The following is a 16211-nucleotide window of genomic DNA, read 5'->3' on the forward strand; positions in this document are numbered from 1 at the left end:
TACTTTCCTTAGTATAGAGGAAATACATTGTAATATTCTAGTCTTCCGCTGAAAACAATGTACGAAATGTTTGTGAAGTTTTTGTGAAATGGTTTGTTCTTCTTAATCTATGAAAAAAGAGCATAGTGACTATGCTCTCGGGTGAAACTGTTTATATACATCTTTTAATCTAGTTTTTGAAACGTGCGTATAAATTTGCGTCGTTGAAATATCTGCATGTCCAAGCATTTCTTGTACAGCACGCAAGTCTGCCCCATTTTCTAATAAGTGTGTAGCAAAAGAATGGCGTAACGTATGCGGTGTAAGCTCTTTTTCAATATTTGCTTCTTTCGCTAATCGTTTTAAAATTTTCCAAAATCCTTGTCTCGATAATCGATTACCATGATGGTTTAAAAAGAGTGCATCTAATGCTTTTTTACCCATCAATTCTCTTCTTCCTTTTTCAATATACTTTTGAATCGCTTCTGTCGCTAAGCTTCCTAATGGAATAATTCTTTCTTTATTCCCTTTCCCTATGCAGCGAACAAACCCCATCGTTAAGTGTACATCTTCTAAATTTAATGAAATTAATTCTGAAACACGAAGTCCTGTTGCATACAACAACTCTAACATTGCCTTATCACGAATCCCAAAAGCACTTGCCGTTTTCGGTGTTTGAAGCAATGCTTCCACTTCGTCGATTGATAATACTTTTGGTAATTTCCGTTCCCCTTGTGGCGTTTCAATATGTACTGATGGGTCATGCTCCACTGCTCGCTCACGAAGTAAAAATTGATGAAACGAACGAATCGATGCAATATGACGCGCCAATGTTTTTGAAGATTTTCCGTTTTCTTTTAAATACTGCAAAAAGTTAACAATATGCAAGCGTGTCACTTCATGAAACGTCTTCGTTTGTTCTACATTTTGCAAATACTTCACATAGCTTTTCAAATCGCGTTCATAAGATACAACTGTATTTTTCGCTAAACCTTTTTCAACAATCATATAATGAATAAAATCTTTTAATTGATCTTCCAATCTACACTACTCCCCATTTTCATAGAAAAACATCATTCTATTTACGAAAGCATCCTTTTCTGGCTCCTCATTCCCTGATACTTTTTCTACAGTCTCTTCTTTTGGCTTTTCATAACGATGGTAACTTTCATATTCTTCATTTATCCATAGTATAGCGAAATAAAACAAAATCGTACAACTTGTAAATAATAAAAATACTTTCATCCCATCAAAAGTTAATTTTAAAGCTCGGCGCATTGTAAATTCCTCCAAAATATAAGTTATTACAACATATGCCAAGCTTTCACCAATTTATACCTTATTCAAATAAAAAACCTCTTCCTAGTTAAATAGGAAAAGGTTATTTTTCATCCGTTTCATTTTCTTGACAATTTTTACAAATCCCATGGAATGTTAAACGATGATCTTTCACCTTAAAGCTCCAGTCTCGTTCCACTTTATTCTCCACTTCACCAAGTAAATCTTCTTGTATTTCTTGTACAGCACCGCATTGTGTACAGATTAAATGATGATGGAAACGCTGTGCACCTTCTTGGCGTAAGTCATAACGCGAAACACCGTCTCCAAAGTTAATCTTATCGACAACTTTCAACTCAGACAATAACTCTAAAGTTCGATAAACGGTTGCTAATCCGATCTCTGGCGACTTTTCTTTTACAAGGAGGTATACATCTTCTGCGCTTAAATGATCTTCTTCATTTTCTAGCAGCACACGAACTGTTGCTTCACGTTGTGGTGTCAATTTATAGCTCGCTGCATGTAATTGCTTCTTAATTCGTTCAATTCTTTCTTCCATTCGGTACTACTCCCTCCTCGCCACTCTTACACCATTATATCAGAAGAAGGGCTCCTGTCAAAAGAAAAACAATAAAAACAAATTGATAATTATTCTCAAAAAGTATTTATTGTTTGTTAATAGCCTCCACAACTTCTTTCATTAAAACTGGTGATGCATACGCTTCGACACTGGAAGCAATAGCTAATACCGCTCCAATCACGAGAAAAAAGCATGTATAGCGAATTAATAACGGTAATAGTGGCTCAGTTATTTTCCGGATAAATTGATGCCTAATCATTCTCAAGGAAAAGCTTGCAGCAATTGTTGTCATTACGAGAAATACAGGAATTATAATTAAATTTTGTGGCAATACAGATACAAATGCTAATAATAGTCCATTCCATCCGTGCTGACTTACTAAAAAACCTACTGTAAATCCAACAACTACCCCTTTTAAAAATAGTAAGATAAAAATGAGCGGCAACCCAATAATTGAAATCCCCAAAATCCAAATAAAGCCGATATATTTTAATTGCGAAAAGTAACTTTCTCGAAACATTTCGCCTGCGACAGCAAATTCTCCTTTAGAAACTTGTCCAAAAAAACGCTGTAAATAAAATGATAAATCTTGCTTTTGGTTTATTTGTAAACTATTCACAAGAATCGCTCCAAATATTACTCCCATCAGTAATAAAACCGCATTAAATATATATAGTGAAGAATTTTCCTGTATGTGAGACATTACACGGTCTTGCCACGTTTTTCGCCACATTTTCCTTCCCTCCGTTCACACTCTTACTAAAAATGTATGAAAGAAAGAAAAAAAGTATGACGAATTAACATTGAAATTCCGCTCTACTTTGCTAAACTAAAAAGTAGAGAATAGGAGGGATTTCTCTTGAAACCATTATTATTAGATTTTCCAACATTATTTCAAACTGAGCGCTTGCAAGTACGTAAGCCGTTTCCAGGTGATGGCACAGAAGTATATGAAGCAATCCAAGCTTCTCTAGAAGACTTATTACCATGGATGCCAATTACAGCTGAAACAGAAGAACGTGCTGAAGAAATTGTTCGCGAAGCTCACGGACAGTTTTTACTTCGTGAAACACTTGATTTCCACTTATACGATAAAGTATCTGGTACATTCATCGGAGCTATTACTCTCAAGCCTGAAAACTGGGATATTCCAAAGTTTTCACTTCACTTCTGGCTACATAGCGCTTATACAAAGCATGGCTATATGACAGAAGCCATTAAAGGTGCGATTCAATTTGCATTTGATAAACTAGGTGCTAGAAGAATTGAAATTCGTACTGATGCAACAAATATAAACGCATGTAACTTAGCAGAACGTCTAGAATTTATTTTAGAAGGTACAATGGAAAATGATTTCCTAGCACCCGATGGCAGCTTACGCGATGCACGTGTATATGCAAAAATCAACTAAAAACACTCGCCTTAGGCGAGTGTTTATTTTTGTAATTGTAAATATTGTACTGCAAACATCGTCTTAGCATCATGTATGCGAAGGTCTTTCATAAGATCAATCGCTTCTTCTAATGACACTTCCATTAATTCCACAAATTCATCTTCATCTAAAGCTGCTTTATTTTCTTTTTGTTTTAATCCTGTCGCTTTATATACATATAAAATCTCATCTGCAAAACCAGGTGATGTATAGAAAGATGTAATAAGCTCCATATTTTCACATACATATCCTGTTTCTTCTTCTAATTCACGAACTGCTGTTACCTCTGGCTTTTCCCCAGGTTCTAACTTCCCAGCAGGAATTTCCACAATTGCCTTTTCGAGAGCTTTACGATACTGCTCAACGAGTACAATTTTCCCCTCATCAGTAATAGCAATAATAGCAACTGCCCCAGGGTGATTTACGATTTCACGTTTACTCATTTCTCCATTTGGTAATACTACATCATCAACACGAACTTTTATAACTCTACCATCAAAAATCGGTTCAGTTTTTACTGTTCTTTCTGCAAGATTACTCATACTACTTCATCTCCCTGTTCTATTTCCTAATCGTTCTTCATACATTTTACCACATTGAAAGGAGCGTGATAGAAATGAAAGTTTACATTTTACCAAATCGCGTCACTTTAGTCGGCAAAGCATGGCAAATTCGTCATAAGCTAAAACAATATGGAAAAGAGTATACAACTGTGCAAGAGTGGATTACAGCAAATAAAAAGTAAACGTTTGTCAACCTCCTTCCCCTTTCGTACAATAAAGATAAGGAGGTTGACCTATGAAAAAACGTCAATTAGGAAACTCAGATTTATATGTTACGGAAATTGGATTTGGCTGTATGTCTCTCGGTACATCTGAGGCTGAAGCTATGCGTATTATCGATGAGGCAATCGATGTAGGAATTAACTTTTTTGATACAGCGGACTTATACGACTATGGATTAAATGAAGAATTTGTTGGAAAAGCTCTGAAAGGAAAACGCGACCAAATTGTTCTTACAACAAAGGTTGGAAATCGATGGACAGAGGAAAAAAACGGCTGGTCTTGGGATCCTTCTAAAGCTTATATAAAAGCCGAAGCAAAAGAGAGTTTACGTAGACTTCAAACAGATTATATTGATTTATATCAACTGCATGGCGGGACGACTGAAGATCCTATAGATGAAACAATTGAAGCCTTTGAAGAATTGAAAAAAGAAGGTATTATTCGTCATTATGGTATCTCTTCTATACGTCCAAATGTCATTCGTGAGTATGCAAAACGTTCAAATATCATTAGTGTATTAATGGAGTACAGCCTTTTAAATCGTCGTCCTGAAGAATGGTTCCCACTGCTTAATGAACATCAAATTAGTGTCATCGCACGCGGACCACTTGCGAAAGGTATTTTAACTAACAACAATGCAAGCAAGATAGAAAGAGTAAAGGAAAAAGATTACCTCTCCTATTCTTATGATGAATTAAATATAACACTCGCGAGTGTAAAAGAAATTATAGGAGAAAGATCTTTAACTGGATCAGCCATTCAATACTGCTTACATAATGAAAATGTTGCATCTGTTATACCTGGTGCAAGCTCTATTCAACAGTTGCAAGCAAATGTACATGCTGGGGAACAAACGTCGTTAACAAAAGAAGAATATACACAACTTCAGCAAATTGTTAAATTTGATACATATACATTACATCGTTAAAAAAACGTTACCGTACAGGTCATAGCCATCAAATTAAAAAAGAAGGTGTCCCAAAATCTCATTAAAAATGACCTTTTGGAGACACCTTCTTTGTATTGATCTTTATATGGATCAGAAGTTGTTTCATGAACTAATTTAACGTTATGTTTATCTACCGAGAATAAACGACTATTCTTTTTCTTATTTTGAACTGAAATTAATTGATTTGTAGCGCTCGGGCAACTTTCCCATCACTTTCTATAACCGTACAGATAGCGTTTTTATAACGTATCATATTTATCAGGATTCGTTCCTACATGTAAATTACGATTTAACGTATTAATTTGATCCATCTCTTCTTCAGTTAATGAGAAATCAAAAATAGTAAAGTTCTCTTTAATACGAGATGGCGTAACAGATTTAGGAATAGTCACAATCCCACTTTGAATATCCCACCTTAATATAACTTGTGCAGGTGACTTTTCATATTTTTTAGAAATAGCCTGAATAATTGGATGCTGGAATACTTCGCCGCCTCTCATTAAAGGACTCCACGCTTCCATTTGAATTTGCTCACCTTGACAGAAATCACGCAATTCAAATTGCGCTAACATTGGATGAAGTTCAACTTGGTTTACCATCGGCTTCACTTTGCAATTTGGTAATAACAGTTCTAAATGATGTTTATGAAAATTAGAAACACCAATGGCACGCACTTTACCTTCTTCATATAGCTTTTCTAGAGCACGGTACGTATCAACATACTTCCCTCTTATCGGCCAATGGATTAAATATAAATCTACATAGTCCATTTGTAATTTCTTTAAACTTTTTTCAAACGCCTCGAGCGTCTCCTCGTACCCTTGATCGTCGTTCCAAACTTTTGTTGTAATAAACAAGTCTTCTCGCGAGATTCCAGATTCACGAACCGCTTCTCCGACACCGCTTTCATTTTCATATACAGTTGCTGTATCAATCGAACGGTATCCAAATTCTAATGCTGTTTTTACTGCTTGTTTAACTTCGTTGCCTTCTTTCGCTTTATAAACGCCTAGACCAATCATCGGCATTTTCACACCATTATGAAGTGTAGTTGTTGGAATATGCACACTCGTTCTCCCTTTCAATGTTACATTTTTTATAAACCACCACTTTATTTCAACAAGATTCATCCAAAAAGTCAAAACATACGTACAGTTTACATAATACTTTTATACACATTTAAAAAAACAACGTGAACTCAGACATTCACGTTATTTTCTATCCACTCTTTCGCCTTTTCATCTACATTACGTACAAACTCATTTTTTCCTTCCGTATACATCGTGCCATCATATGTATATTTTTCCGCTAGTTCTTTCTTTAAAGTTGCATACGCCTCTGCTTCTTCACAATGAGCCATCATGTAATCACGAAACGATAAATGCCTTGTAATCTCAGGATTCCCTTTTTCAAATACGTGCAAATGATACGAGCGTTTCTCCTCAGTTCCATGAATAAAAAAACGACGACCTGAAATACCATTTTCCCCTTTCACGATGTAACCAAGCTCTTTAAATCGTTCATTCCAATGATCTACTCTGTCGATACTTTCTACTTCCATGATCATATCAATAATAGGTTTAGCTGCTAGTCCTGGCACTGACGTACTTCCAATATGATGGATTTTTACCGTTTCTGGCATCGCCGATTTTAATCTTTCGGCCTCCATTTGAAATTTCTCACTCCAATGATTTTCGTACGAAACGACTACAATTTTCCTCATTCTAACTCCCCTTTTCTTACAAACTCGTCAAAAAAATGATCAGCGGCATTTCACTGATCATCTTTTTATTATTTAAAGTCTTTCCAAGTAAGGCTACTTTCACTTAACAGTTCTTCAAATGATTTATTCTTTTCACGTTCTTTTTGTTCCTTACGCTTTCTTTCTTGTTCTGCTGCCTCTTTTTTCTCTTCTCTCACTTGCAACTCTTTTTTCTTATTCTTTAATTGTTGCATTAACGAATCGTTCAATTGATCACCTAGTGTAAGTGATTCTTTCTCTGGTTGATTCATTTGAGAGTGTCTTTGTGTTTGTCTTTGCTTCTTTTTCTTCATACTATTCACCTTTTACTTTTTTCTCCATTATAGAGGATACACGGCGAAATCGACAATAAAAAAGATACATGCCCCCGATTCTCTATTATTCTTTTTTTGTAAATATGTTAATTTTTCGAAAAAACTAAATTTTATTGTAGATATAATCCTAGTAATCTATTAAAATTATGTCGTATGATGTCAGATTATAAAAAAAGGAGAAATTAATTATGTGGAAAAAAATTATTCCTGCTGTTGCTGTTTTAAGCACTATTACTTTTTCAAGCGTATTCGCCGCTCCTCCATCTCAGGCTCCTGCCGAACAAAACCGATACATAGACGTACAAATGCTTGGTATTAATGATTTCCATGGACAACTCGATACTGTAAAAAAAATTAACAATAAAGAAGCTGGTGGTGCTGATTACTTAGCTACTTATTTAAAAGAACGCAAAAAACAAAACCCTAATACACTTCTTGTACATGCTGGAGATATTGCCGGAGCTAGCCCACCAGTTTCTGCTTTATTACAGGACGAACCAACTATTGAATTTTTAAATGACTTAAAATTTGATGTTGGTACAATTGGAAATCATGAATTTGATGAGGGCATTGATGAAATGCGACGCCTTATTTATGGTGGATATCATGAAAAAACAGGGAATTTCAAAGGAGCAAACTTCCCTTATGTCGCTGCAAACTTCTATAATAAATCAACTGGCCGCTTATTTTTACCACCATTTACTGTAAAAATGGTAGATGGAGTTCCTGTAGGATTCATCGGAGTTGTTACAACGGATACACCGAATGTCGTTATGCCAACTATGCTAAAGAATGTACAAATTACTGATGAAGTAGAAGCTATTAATAAATCTACTCAGCAATTAAAGCGTCTCGGTGTTAAATCTATCGTAGTCCTTGCACACGTTGGAGGTACAACTGATGACACTGGTGTAACAAACGGTGACCTTACTCGCATTGCAAATGAAACAGATCCCGAAGTTGATGTTATTTTCGGCGGACATAGTCATACGTACGTAAATGGTACTGTAAATAATAAACTCATCGTACAGGCGAACTCTTACGGAATGGCTTTCTCGGACGTAGATGTAACAATTGATAGAAAAACAAAAGATATTGTGAAGAAAAAAGCTGAAGTTATCACAACATATCATGAAGGTGTAGAACCTGATAAACAAGTAAAACAAAAGTTAGATCAATATAAAGAAAAAATTGCACCGCTTGTAAATGAAGTTGTCGGAAAATCTACAGCACCTATCGACCGTAAACAAAACGATGCTGGTGAATCTACCCTTGGAAATTTAATTGCCGATGCACAGCGCCAAACAATGCAAACACAAATCGCTCTTATGAATCCTGGTGGAATTCGCAATGATCTAGACGCTGGAGATATTACATGGGGCGAGTTATATGGTATTCAGCCTTTCGGAAATCAATTAATTAAAATGGATTTAACAGGTCAAGATATTCGTGAAATTTTAAATCAACAATGGCAAAAAGGAACAACGAGAATGCTCCAAATATCAGGTATCCAATACACTTGGGATGCAATTAAACCAAATGGTGAAAAGGTTACGAATATCCGTTTAACCAATGGTGAAGAATTAGTTTCCACGAAAACGTATAGCGTAGTTGCAAATGCCTTCCTAGCTTCTGGCGGCGATGGATTTGTATCCTTTAAAAATGGAAAAAATACTGAAACTGGTCCAAACGATTTTGAAGCATTAGTCGATTATGTAAAACAAGTGAAAGAACCAATTCAGCCAATTATTGATGGACGTATTCAAAAAATCAACTAAATACTATTCAAACTAGTGCGTGACACTCGAAAGAAGAAGCTCCTTTTTATATGCAAGGAGCTTCTTCTTTTAGAGTCATACGTATTGTCATTCTTCTAGTGCAGTAAAGGATAAGCACATAGCCCCTTGTTTCCTCGTAGTATATAGAAAACTATAATAGGAGGGTTTGTATGTATTTCTATCCAAACAATGACGATACATTATATCGACAAAATAACAAACTCATTCGTAGTATTGAGAAAGCAATTAATGGAGAATATAGCGCCATTCATTGTTATGCTAAATTAGCTAATTTAGCTCCAGACATAAATGAACGAAATCAAATCCTTGAAATTCGGCAAGATGAAATAAAACATTTTCACCAATTTGTACAAATCTACACCCTTTTAACCGGTAAAAACCCTCAGCCCCAAATCACTGAAGAATGTCCAACTCTTTATTTGAACGGATTAGAATTAGCTATACAAGATGAGCAACGAACAGTTGATTTTTACTTAGAAATTGCAGACGAAACGACAAATCAACAAGTGAAAGAAACATTTCGGCGCGCAGCAGCTGATGAACAAAATCATGCCGTTTGGTTCCTATATTACTTTTCGAAACAAAAAATGAAATGAAATAAGACAAAAAGGATACACGCCCTTATATGGAACATAGTATCCTTTCTTTTATTTCTCTGGATACGTTTCATGATTAACATCATACCGTTGCAAAAATTCATGTAGTGCTTCTTCTACAATTTTAGACTTTTGAATCCCTTTCGATTCCGATATAACATCTAGTCTTGCTAATACTTCTATATTAATCGAAAAGGTTCGTTTCTTTTTCTCTGTGCTCTTACTTATAATTTGAACACTTATTTCTTCTCTTTTTCTTAGCAATTCATAAATGCTTTGTAATTGTTCATAAATTAGTAATTGATAGTCTGTTTTTGCATATTGAAGGGCAGTAGCTTCTTGGATTTGCAAATGACGTGGCTCTTCACCATCACCTATAAAGATACGTTTTTTCTGCTCTCCATCATATTCATATCCAATCACCCTTAACTTCTTTGATAATGTATATGGGCTCATTTCAAGCCGTTTCGCTATAATAGCGATTGATTCGCGTCTATTTAAAGAATCAATAATTTCTCCAATCGTCACATTCTCCCTCCTCTCTTAATCGCCTAAACTTGAAATCAAACCAGTATGTTATGATACAATGATTTTCTAGTAGTATATGCAAAAGAAAGAGCCTGTGCGATTCATACCATTTAAGAAAAGGAGGTTTACATATGCTTTTTCGTAGCTATACACCACAGTTTTATAACGAAAAGAAGCAATTAATCCCTAACAGTATCGCTACGATAGAAAGCGTTATGATTAATGACCGGAAACAATCTCTCCTTATACGCGGACAAAACGTGGAACAGCCTATTTTATTATGCTGTCACGGTGGACCTGGTATGGCACAAATCGGCTTTATTCGTCATTTTCAAAAAGAGTTAGAAAAGCACTTTATCGTTATTAATTGGGATCAACGCGGGGCAGGTAAATCCTTTTTATGGCGAGATATCCAAACAAATTTTACGATTGATCAATTTATTTCAGATGCAAAAGAAGTCATTCACTATCTTCTTAGACGCTTTAAAAAACAGAAATTGTTTCTCGCTGGGCATTCTTGGGGGAGTATTATCGGACTGCAAATCGCTAGTCAATATCCCAAATATATAGAAGCATACATCGGCATCGGTCAAATCGTACATATGAAGCAAAACGAAGAATTACTATACCGACATTTAATTAGCTCTGCAAAAAAACATGACCATAAAAAGGCATTAGCTTCTCTTTTAAAGTTAGGGAAACCACCCTTTTTAGATACGAGACGTCTCATTATTCAAAGAAAGTGGCTTGGTACATTTGGCGGAGCAATACAAAACGGATCTTCCTTTTCTTTCATACGAAAAGGTTTCTTTTCTCCTGAATATACGCTATTAGACTGGTTCAAATTTCTCGCAGGAAATTTAAAATCCGGAGTTTTATGGGAAGAGATGCTAACAATCGATTTCTTTTCGTCTATTTCAAGTTTATCTGTTCCTGTTTATTTTTGTTCTGGTCGCTATGATTATCAAACTCCTTATGCACTCGTTCAACAATATTGCGATATCATTCAAGCTCCTATTAAAAAGATGGTTTGGTTTCCAAACTCGGCACATTCTCCAGATTTAGAAGAACCTGAACTATTCGCCAAATCTTTACAATCAATTAAACAAGAACTATCTTTTCAACATACATAACGAAAGGCTCTTTTACATTTCATAGAAAACATTTTATAATGATATGTCGCAAGTATATGTCACTGCAAACATTTTCTTGCCTTAACAGAATAAAAATTAGGGAGATTACATTTATTATGAACGCTGTACTCATCGCAGTAGCAGTCATGCTACTGCTTAGTTTGTTACGTGTCCAAGTCATTGTCGCCATTATCGTTGGAGCTTTAACAGGCGGACTTATCGGCGGACTCGGTATTTCAGAAACAATTAGTACTTTTACAGCCGGTCTTGGGAACAGTGCTCCTATCGCATTAAGCTACGCAATGCTCGGTGGATTTGCTATTTCCCTTTCAAAAACAGGACTTCCTGATGCAATGATCCAATCAGCTTTAAAATGGATCGGCAACGAACAAGACACGAAAAAACAAGTCTATTCTAAAATACTTATATTATTTATCATTTTAACAATGGCTTGTTTCTCACAAAATATTATCCCTGTTCATATCGCCTTCATCCCAATCTTAATTCCAGCACTTTTGAAAGTATTAAATGAGCTGAGGGTGGATCGTAGGCTTGTAACATGTCTTATTACATTTGGATTAATTACCCCTTACATGTGGGTCCCAGCAGGATTCGGAAAAATTTATCATGACGTATTACAAACAAATGCTGCGCAAAGCGGTCTTACATTTGATGTCGCACTTATTCCAAAAGCGATGACTATTCCAGCAATCGGTATGATTATCGGATTATGTGTAGCAGTTTTCATTACATACCGAAAACCACGTACATATGAAACAGAACAAATTCATGCTGCACAGAATGAAATCGTTCCCTATACGAAAAGAAGCATTACTTTTGGTTTATTATCAATACTCGCTACATTAACTGTGCAATTAGCAACAGAATCAATGATTTTTGGTGCTTTAGCAGGTATTATCGTCTTATCAGTTAGCGGTAGTCTCCCTCTTAAAGAAGCCGATGCTATTTTAACGAGCGGAATGCGTATGATGTCCTTTATTGGATTTGTTATGATTTCTGCCGCTGGATTTGGCGCTGTTCTTCGAAAAACTGGACATGTTGAATCTCTTGTGCAAACGAGTGCACATATAATCGGAAATAATAAACCGCTTGCTGCATTTCTTATGCTCGTTATTGGACTTCTCGTTACGATGGGAATTGGTTCTTCCTTTTCAACCATCCCAATCTTAACAACAATTTTCGTACCGTTATGCGTCCAGCTCGGATTTAGTCCCATGGCTACAATCGCAATTATCGGTACAGCTGGTGCACTTGGTGATGCAGGTTCTCCAGCATCTGATAGTACACTTGGACCAACGTCCGGTTTAAATGCTGATGGTCAGCACCATCATATATGGGATACATGTGTTCCAACATTTCTACACTATAATATACCGTTACTTATATTCGGCTTTATTGCCGCAATTACACTATAAAAGGTGCGTTTTAAAAACGCACCTTTTACTTTGTTGTTTCTCTCTCAATACATCTAAATTCTGTTTCCACTTCTTCTTGTTCCACTTGTTTTTTCTTTATTTTTCCTATTAACTGCTGAAAAGCTATTTCCCCATTTTCTTCGATATAACTTCCAATCGTCGTTAATGATGGACTTATCCATTCACCCTCTACACTCCCGTTAAATCCAATGATTTGCAACTTACCTGGTATATGAATATTAAGAGTTTTCGCCGCCCTGATTAGCTCAATAGCGACCTTATCACTTGAAGCTACAACCCCATCTGTGTATGGATGCTTTTGTAACAATTCAAGAAACTGTTGATTCGTATATCCTTGGACAATTTCCTCTCGATAAGAAAGTCCTTCTTTCCAAGCAGTATCTAGAAATCCTGCCACATGCTCTTCCATTTCTTCACTCTCTACTCCCTCACCGATATAAGCAAGAAACTGGCAGCCTTTCTCTTTTAATAAAGAAACAGCTTTCTGTCCACTTTCATAATAGCTCATAAGAGATTGCCGTCCTTCAAGCACAGCGAAAGGAAGTGAGATCTCTCCTATACTTCGAAAAACAGATTTCGTCATTATAACGCCTGCAATGTTATTTTGCTCCAACATATCTATGTATCTATTCTTATTTTCTATATTACAAACTATTACTTGATACCCTTCTTTATATGCTATTTCCTCAACGAAACGGAGCAAAGTGATGTATGATGGATTATGCAAATTATCTACAAGTAATGCAATCATCGTTGAAGGCTGTTTAAATAAAGGCTTTGCTGTAGCATTCGGTCTATAATGTAATTCTTCAATTGCTTTTTTTACTTGTTTCACCGTATCTTCATGGACATATCCTTTTTCGTTAATGACTCTTGAAACGGTTGCGACTGAAACACCGGCCAATTTTGCAACATCACGTATAGTTGCCACATCGTCACCCCTTAATATGGTAATAGATTACAATTTTAAACTAAACCAAAATATAACATTCGTCAAGGTTATTGTTTTATATTTCTGAAAATTGTTACACAACTTCCACTCTACTCATAAAGTGAAACTTTAATCAGTGGGAGTTTTACTGCCCTCAAATGCGGGATAAAATATACTCCAGCTGAATTTCATGTGAAATCGCGATATTATCATAACCAATAAACGGGATTTCTTTCTTTATTTTTCGTGCTTCCTTTACCGCATCAATATACAAGTTCGTCATCATGAAGTTACGTTTCTGATAAAAACGAAGTGCGTTCATATTATCATTCGTCGTGATGAGCCACACTTTTTTACATTCGTTCTCTTTTGCCACTTGCAACACACAATCCACCAGTTTTGTACCAATCCCCTTTCCTTCCTCAAAACTATTTAACGATACAATTTCACACATGTTTTCTATCACTTTACACGTTATAATTCCCACTATTCTGTTATTTCTAAGTGCAACAAAACCGGGTAATTCTTCTAGTTGATGTACTCTGCCTCGCGAGACCATCATTGAGCTTCCCCAGTTTTCACACATAAAATCCTGAATTGCTTCTTTCATTTCTAGTGTGATTTTTTTTATATGAACCATATACGATTTCTCCCCTTTTCACATCATTGTGATACAATGTTAGTGTATCATATGTAGAGGTATTTGGAGGATGAGGTAAAGTATGAAACGTTTTTTTACAGCATTGTTTACTATACTAGGTGCACTAACTGCGATTGGGATTTTCTTTACAAATAAAGTTATGTACTTGAAGAAAAAAACAGAGGAAGAAGTTTTAGAACGCGAAACGAAAAAGCATTTTCATTTAGACGATTTTAAGGCTATTCAAAAAGAAGAGGTTCACATCCCTTCTCAATTCGGATACGAACTTCACGGATATTACATGCCAGCTGGTCATTCCAATAAATTTATGATTTTTTGCCACGGTGTGACCGTAAATAAAATCAATTCCGTTAAATATGCAAACTTATTTTTAAATAGAGGATATAACGTATTTATTTATGATCATCGCCGTCATGGTAAAACCGGTGGTAAAACAACAAGTTATGGCTATTACGAAAAACATGATTTAAAGTCAGTAGTTGACTGGCTAAAAGATCGTTTCGGAACGAATATTACACTCGGAATTCATGGTGAATCTATGGGTGCTGCAACTCTTCTTCAATATGCAGGACTTGTTGAAGATGGTGCTGATTTTTATATTGCTGATTGTCCTTTCTCTGATTTTTATGGACAGTTACAGCATCGTTTGAAAGTTGAGTTTCATTTGCCAAAATGGCCTTTATTACCTTTAGCAAATGCCTTTTTAAAAGTTCGTGATGGCTATACAATTCGTGAAGTTTCACCAATTGATTGTATAAAAAACATTAACAATCCTGTTCTCTTTATTCATAGTAAAGACGATGACTATATTTTATCTGATATGACGAAATCACTTTATGAAGCGAAAGAAAATAATAAACAGCTTTATATTGCAGAACATGGTGCACACGCTTGCTCTTATAATGAAAATAAAGAAGAGTACGAAGATGCCATCGATCAATTTTTAAACACATATGTAAAAGAAACAAAAAACAGGCTTGCATAAGCCTGTTTTTTACTGCGCTAAAACGTCTGTAACTTGTTCCATATTTTCAGAAATCCACTTTACTGCCTCGTCTAGCGTTGGGAATTCCGTCGTTTGAAAAGTCACCTCATCTTGAAGTAACCAAACATCTTTCGGTTCTTGTCCTACACCTGCGATTGACCAATGAAGTAAACTATATGGATGATTATCATTCAAAAATGATGCCCATGTGCGCTCATTTGCAATATTTTGTAGTGTTTGTAATTTTTTATCCATCTTTCGTCACCTTACTCTAGTCAGTTATAAAAACTATTATAACACTCTCTTCTCTCTCAAACAAAGTGCTCTTTTTATATTGTCAAGTACTCTCCCTAATTATATGATGAGAGTAAGCGTTTGGAAAGGAGGGATAACGTTGGCAAAAGTACAAATTAAAGTAAATGATAATGGCTCTTTTCGCGTTACAGGGGACGTGGAATTAGTTGACTCACAAGGGAATGTATTCCCAGCAAAACCGGCATTTTCTTTATGTCGTTGTGGTTTATCACAAAACATGCCTTATTGCGATGCTTCGCATAAAGGAAAATTCGAGTCTGTTGTTAGAGCACCAGAGGCAGAATAAATATTTAAAGAGCATGCACATTTATTTGTGCATGTTTTTTCTTTTGATCAAAGCCTATACAGCCCTTCCCCTTTCAACATTTCTATTACTTTCGTCCCCATTCAAATCGGCATATATTTTCACACAATTCTTCACATTCGAACATTTTTTACTATGCTTTTTTCTTTTTTGTGCTATAATGTGAGCAAACAACATCCTTCGGGGTCGGGTGAAATTCCCAACCGGCGGTGATGAAGCGAAAGCTTCTAAGTCCGTGACCCGTTTTCAACGCGAAAACGGTGGATCTAGTGAAACTCTAGGGCCGACAGTATAGTCTGGATGGGAGAAGGATATGTTTTCTAGTAATTATATATAGCGAATACACTTTTATTTCAGTATGCATATTTTTAAAGGTTCATTTTGACTCTTTATATATGTTTTATTTTGTATACTTATGTTTCT

21 protein-coding genes and 1 riboswitch are annotated in these 16211 nt (G+C 35.7%); of the genes, 9 read left to right on the forward strand and 12 right to left on the reverse strand.

All coding sequences use genetic code 11. The features are described 5' to 3' along the window. Positions 1–129: 129 nt before the first annotated feature. The 4 genes from xerD to spoIIM form a co-directional block, all read right to left on the reverse strand. Positions 130–1020: a site-specific tyrosine recombinase XerD gene (gene xerD, locus V7038_RS18425; protein ID WP_335471259.1), complete on the reverse strand. Its 891-nt coding sequence runs from the start codon at positions 1018–1020 to the stop codon at positions 130–132. Between the two features lie 6 nt (positions 1021–1026). After that, positions 1027–1257 carry a YqzK family protein gene (locus V7038_RS18430; RefSeq protein WP_002088473.1) on the reverse strand — a complete coding sequence of 77 codons (231 nt, stop codon included), beginning with the start codon at positions 1255–1257 and terminating at the stop codon, positions 1027–1029. Between the two features lie 103 nt (positions 1258–1360). Continuing rightward, complete coding sequence (fur, locus tag V7038_RS18435) at positions 1361–1816, reverse strand: ferric iron uptake transcriptional regulator (RefSeq protein ID WP_000392654.1); 456 nt, start codon at positions 1814–1816, stop codon at positions 1361–1363. Positions 1817–1922: 106 nt separating this feature from the next. After that, complete coding sequence (gene spoIIM / locus V7038_RS18440; protein ID WP_002111637.1) at positions 1923–2570, reverse strand: stage II sporulation protein M; 648 nt, start codon at positions 2568–2570, stop codon at positions 1923–1925. A gap of 126 nt (positions 2571–2696) precedes the next feature. Here spoIIM and V7038_RS18445 point away from each other — a divergent pair, with 126 nt between their 5' ends. After that, positions 2697–3248, forward strand: coding sequence for a GNAT family N-acetyltransferase (locus V7038_RS18445; RefSeq protein ID WP_002033881.1), 552 nt, complete (start codon positions 2697–2699; stop codon positions 3246–3248). A gap of 23 nt (positions 3249–3271) precedes the next feature. Here the strand turns inward: V7038_RS18445 and V7038_RS18450 are convergent, their stop codons facing one another. Further along, the gene (locus V7038_RS18450) at positions 3272–3811 is read right to left on the reverse strand and encodes an NUDIX domain-containing protein (RefSeq protein WP_002014941.1); all 540 of its coding nucleotides are present in this window, start codon (positions 3809–3811) and stop codon (positions 3272–3274) included. Positions 3812–3885: 74 nt separating this feature from the next. Between V7038_RS18450 and mciZ the strand changes: the two genes are divergently transcribed. Next, complete coding sequence (mciZ, locus tag V7038_RS18455; protein WP_000870295.1) at positions 3886–4014, forward strand: Z-ring formation inhibitor MciZ; 129 nt, start codon at positions 3886–3888, stop codon at positions 4012–4014. A 53-nt stretch (positions 4015–4067) separates the two neighbouring features. Beyond that, on the forward strand, positions 4068–4982 hold the full coding sequence (locus tag V7038_RS18460; RefSeq protein WP_199659732.1) for an aldo/keto reductase: 915 nt from the start codon (positions 4068–4070) through the stop codon (positions 4980–4982). A gap of 260 nt (positions 4983–5242) precedes the next feature. Here the strand turns inward: V7038_RS18460 and V7038_RS18465 are convergent, their stop codons facing one another. From V7038_RS18465 to V7038_RS18475, 3 genes are all read right to left on the reverse strand, one after another. Next, entirely contained in the window at positions 5243–6070 is an 828-nt protein-coding gene (locus V7038_RS18465) for an aldo/keto reductase (protein WP_002160598.1), read from the reverse strand. Between the two features lie 131 nt (positions 6071–6201). Further along, positions 6202–6726 carry a GrpB family protein gene (locus V7038_RS18470; RefSeq protein ID WP_199659731.1) on the reverse strand — a complete coding sequence of 175 codons (525 nt, stop codon included), beginning with the start codon at positions 6724–6726 and terminating at the stop codon, positions 6202–6204. A 68-nt stretch (positions 6727–6794) separates the two neighbouring features. Continuing rightward, the gene (locus V7038_RS18475; protein WP_002014945.1) at positions 6795–7058 is read right to left on the reverse strand and encodes a YqkE family protein; all 264 of its coding nucleotides are present in this window, start codon (positions 7056–7058) and stop codon (positions 6795–6797) included. A 209-nt stretch (positions 7059–7267) separates the two neighbouring features. Between V7038_RS18475 and V7038_RS18480 the strand changes: the two genes are divergently transcribed. Together V7038_RS18480 and V7038_RS18485 are read left to right on the forward strand one after the other, a co-directional pair. Then, positions 7268–8857, forward strand: coding sequence for a bifunctional metallophosphatase/5'-nucleotidase (locus tag V7038_RS18480; protein WP_002111647.1), 1590 nt, complete (start codon positions 7268–7270; stop codon positions 8855–8857). Between the two features lie 170 nt (positions 8858–9027). After that, positions 9028–9474, forward strand: coding sequence for a ferritin-like domain-containing protein (locus V7038_RS18485; RefSeq protein ID WP_199659730.1), 447 nt, complete (start codon positions 9028–9030; stop codon positions 9472–9474). A gap of 51 nt (positions 9475–9525) precedes the next feature. Here the strand turns inward: V7038_RS18485 and V7038_RS18490 are convergent, their stop codons facing one another. Continuing rightward, a complete protein-coding gene (locus V7038_RS18490; RefSeq protein ID WP_002067020.1) occupies positions 9526–10002 on the reverse strand; it encodes a ribbon-helix-helix domain-containing protein in 477 nt (158 codons plus the stop codon). A 131-nt stretch (positions 10003–10133) separates the two neighbouring features. Here V7038_RS18490 and V7038_RS18495 point away from each other — a divergent pair, with 131 nt between their 5' ends. Then, positions 10134–11135, forward strand: a complete 1002-nt coding sequence (locus V7038_RS18495) for an alpha/beta fold hydrolase (protein WP_002111650.1) — start codon at positions 10134–10136, stop codon at positions 11133–11135. A 116-nt stretch (positions 11136–11251) separates the two neighbouring features. Next, the gene (locus V7038_RS18500; protein ID WP_002111651.1) at positions 11252–12571 is read left to right on the forward strand and encodes a Na+/H+ antiporter family protein; all 1320 of its coding nucleotides are present in this window, start codon (positions 11252–11254) and stop codon (positions 12569–12571) included. A 25-nt stretch (positions 12572–12596) separates the two neighbouring features. Here the strand turns inward: V7038_RS18500 and V7038_RS18505 are convergent, their stop codons facing one another. Both V7038_RS18505 and V7038_RS18510 read right to left on the reverse strand, forming a co-directional pair. Then, complete coding sequence (locus V7038_RS18505; protein ID WP_335471267.1) at positions 12597–13523, reverse strand: LacI family DNA-binding transcriptional regulator; 927 nt, start codon at positions 13521–13523, stop codon at positions 12597–12599. Between the two features lie 154 nt (positions 13524–13677). Continuing rightward, complete coding sequence (locus V7038_RS18510) at positions 13678–14163, reverse strand: GNAT family N-acetyltransferase (RefSeq protein ID WP_199659728.1); 486 nt, start codon at positions 14161–14163, stop codon at positions 13678–13680. A gap of 82 nt (positions 14164–14245) precedes the next feature. Here V7038_RS18510 and V7038_RS18515 point away from each other — a divergent pair, with 82 nt between their 5' ends. Further along, complete coding sequence (locus tag V7038_RS18515) at positions 14246–15169, forward strand: alpha/beta hydrolase (RefSeq protein WP_002111658.1); 924 nt, start codon at positions 14246–14248, stop codon at positions 15167–15169. Positions 15170–15178: 9 nt separating this feature from the next. On the opposite strand, the gene V7038_RS18520 is transcribed toward V7038_RS18515, so the two are convergent. Beyond that, a complete protein-coding gene (locus tag V7038_RS18520; RefSeq protein ID WP_002111659.1) occupies positions 15179–15424 on the reverse strand; it encodes a DUF2552 family protein in 246 nt (81 codons plus the stop codon). A gap of 139 nt (positions 15425–15563) precedes the next feature. Between V7038_RS18520 and V7038_RS18525 the strand changes: the two genes are divergently transcribed. After that, complete coding sequence (locus tag V7038_RS18525; RefSeq protein ID WP_002111661.1) at positions 15564–15770, forward strand: CDGSH iron-sulfur domain-containing protein; 207 nt, start codon at positions 15564–15566, stop codon at positions 15768–15770. Between the two features lie 190 nt (positions 15771–15960). Beyond that, positions 15961–16104, forward strand: a riboswitch (FMN riboswitch). Positions 16105–16211: the final 107 nt, after the last annotated feature.

The sequence above is a fragment of the Bacillus sp. JJ783 genome (assembly GCF_036963225.1).
Taxonomy (GTDB): domain Bacteria; phylum Bacillota; class Bacilli; order Bacillales; family Bacillaceae_G; genus Bacillus_A; species Bacillus_A cereus_U.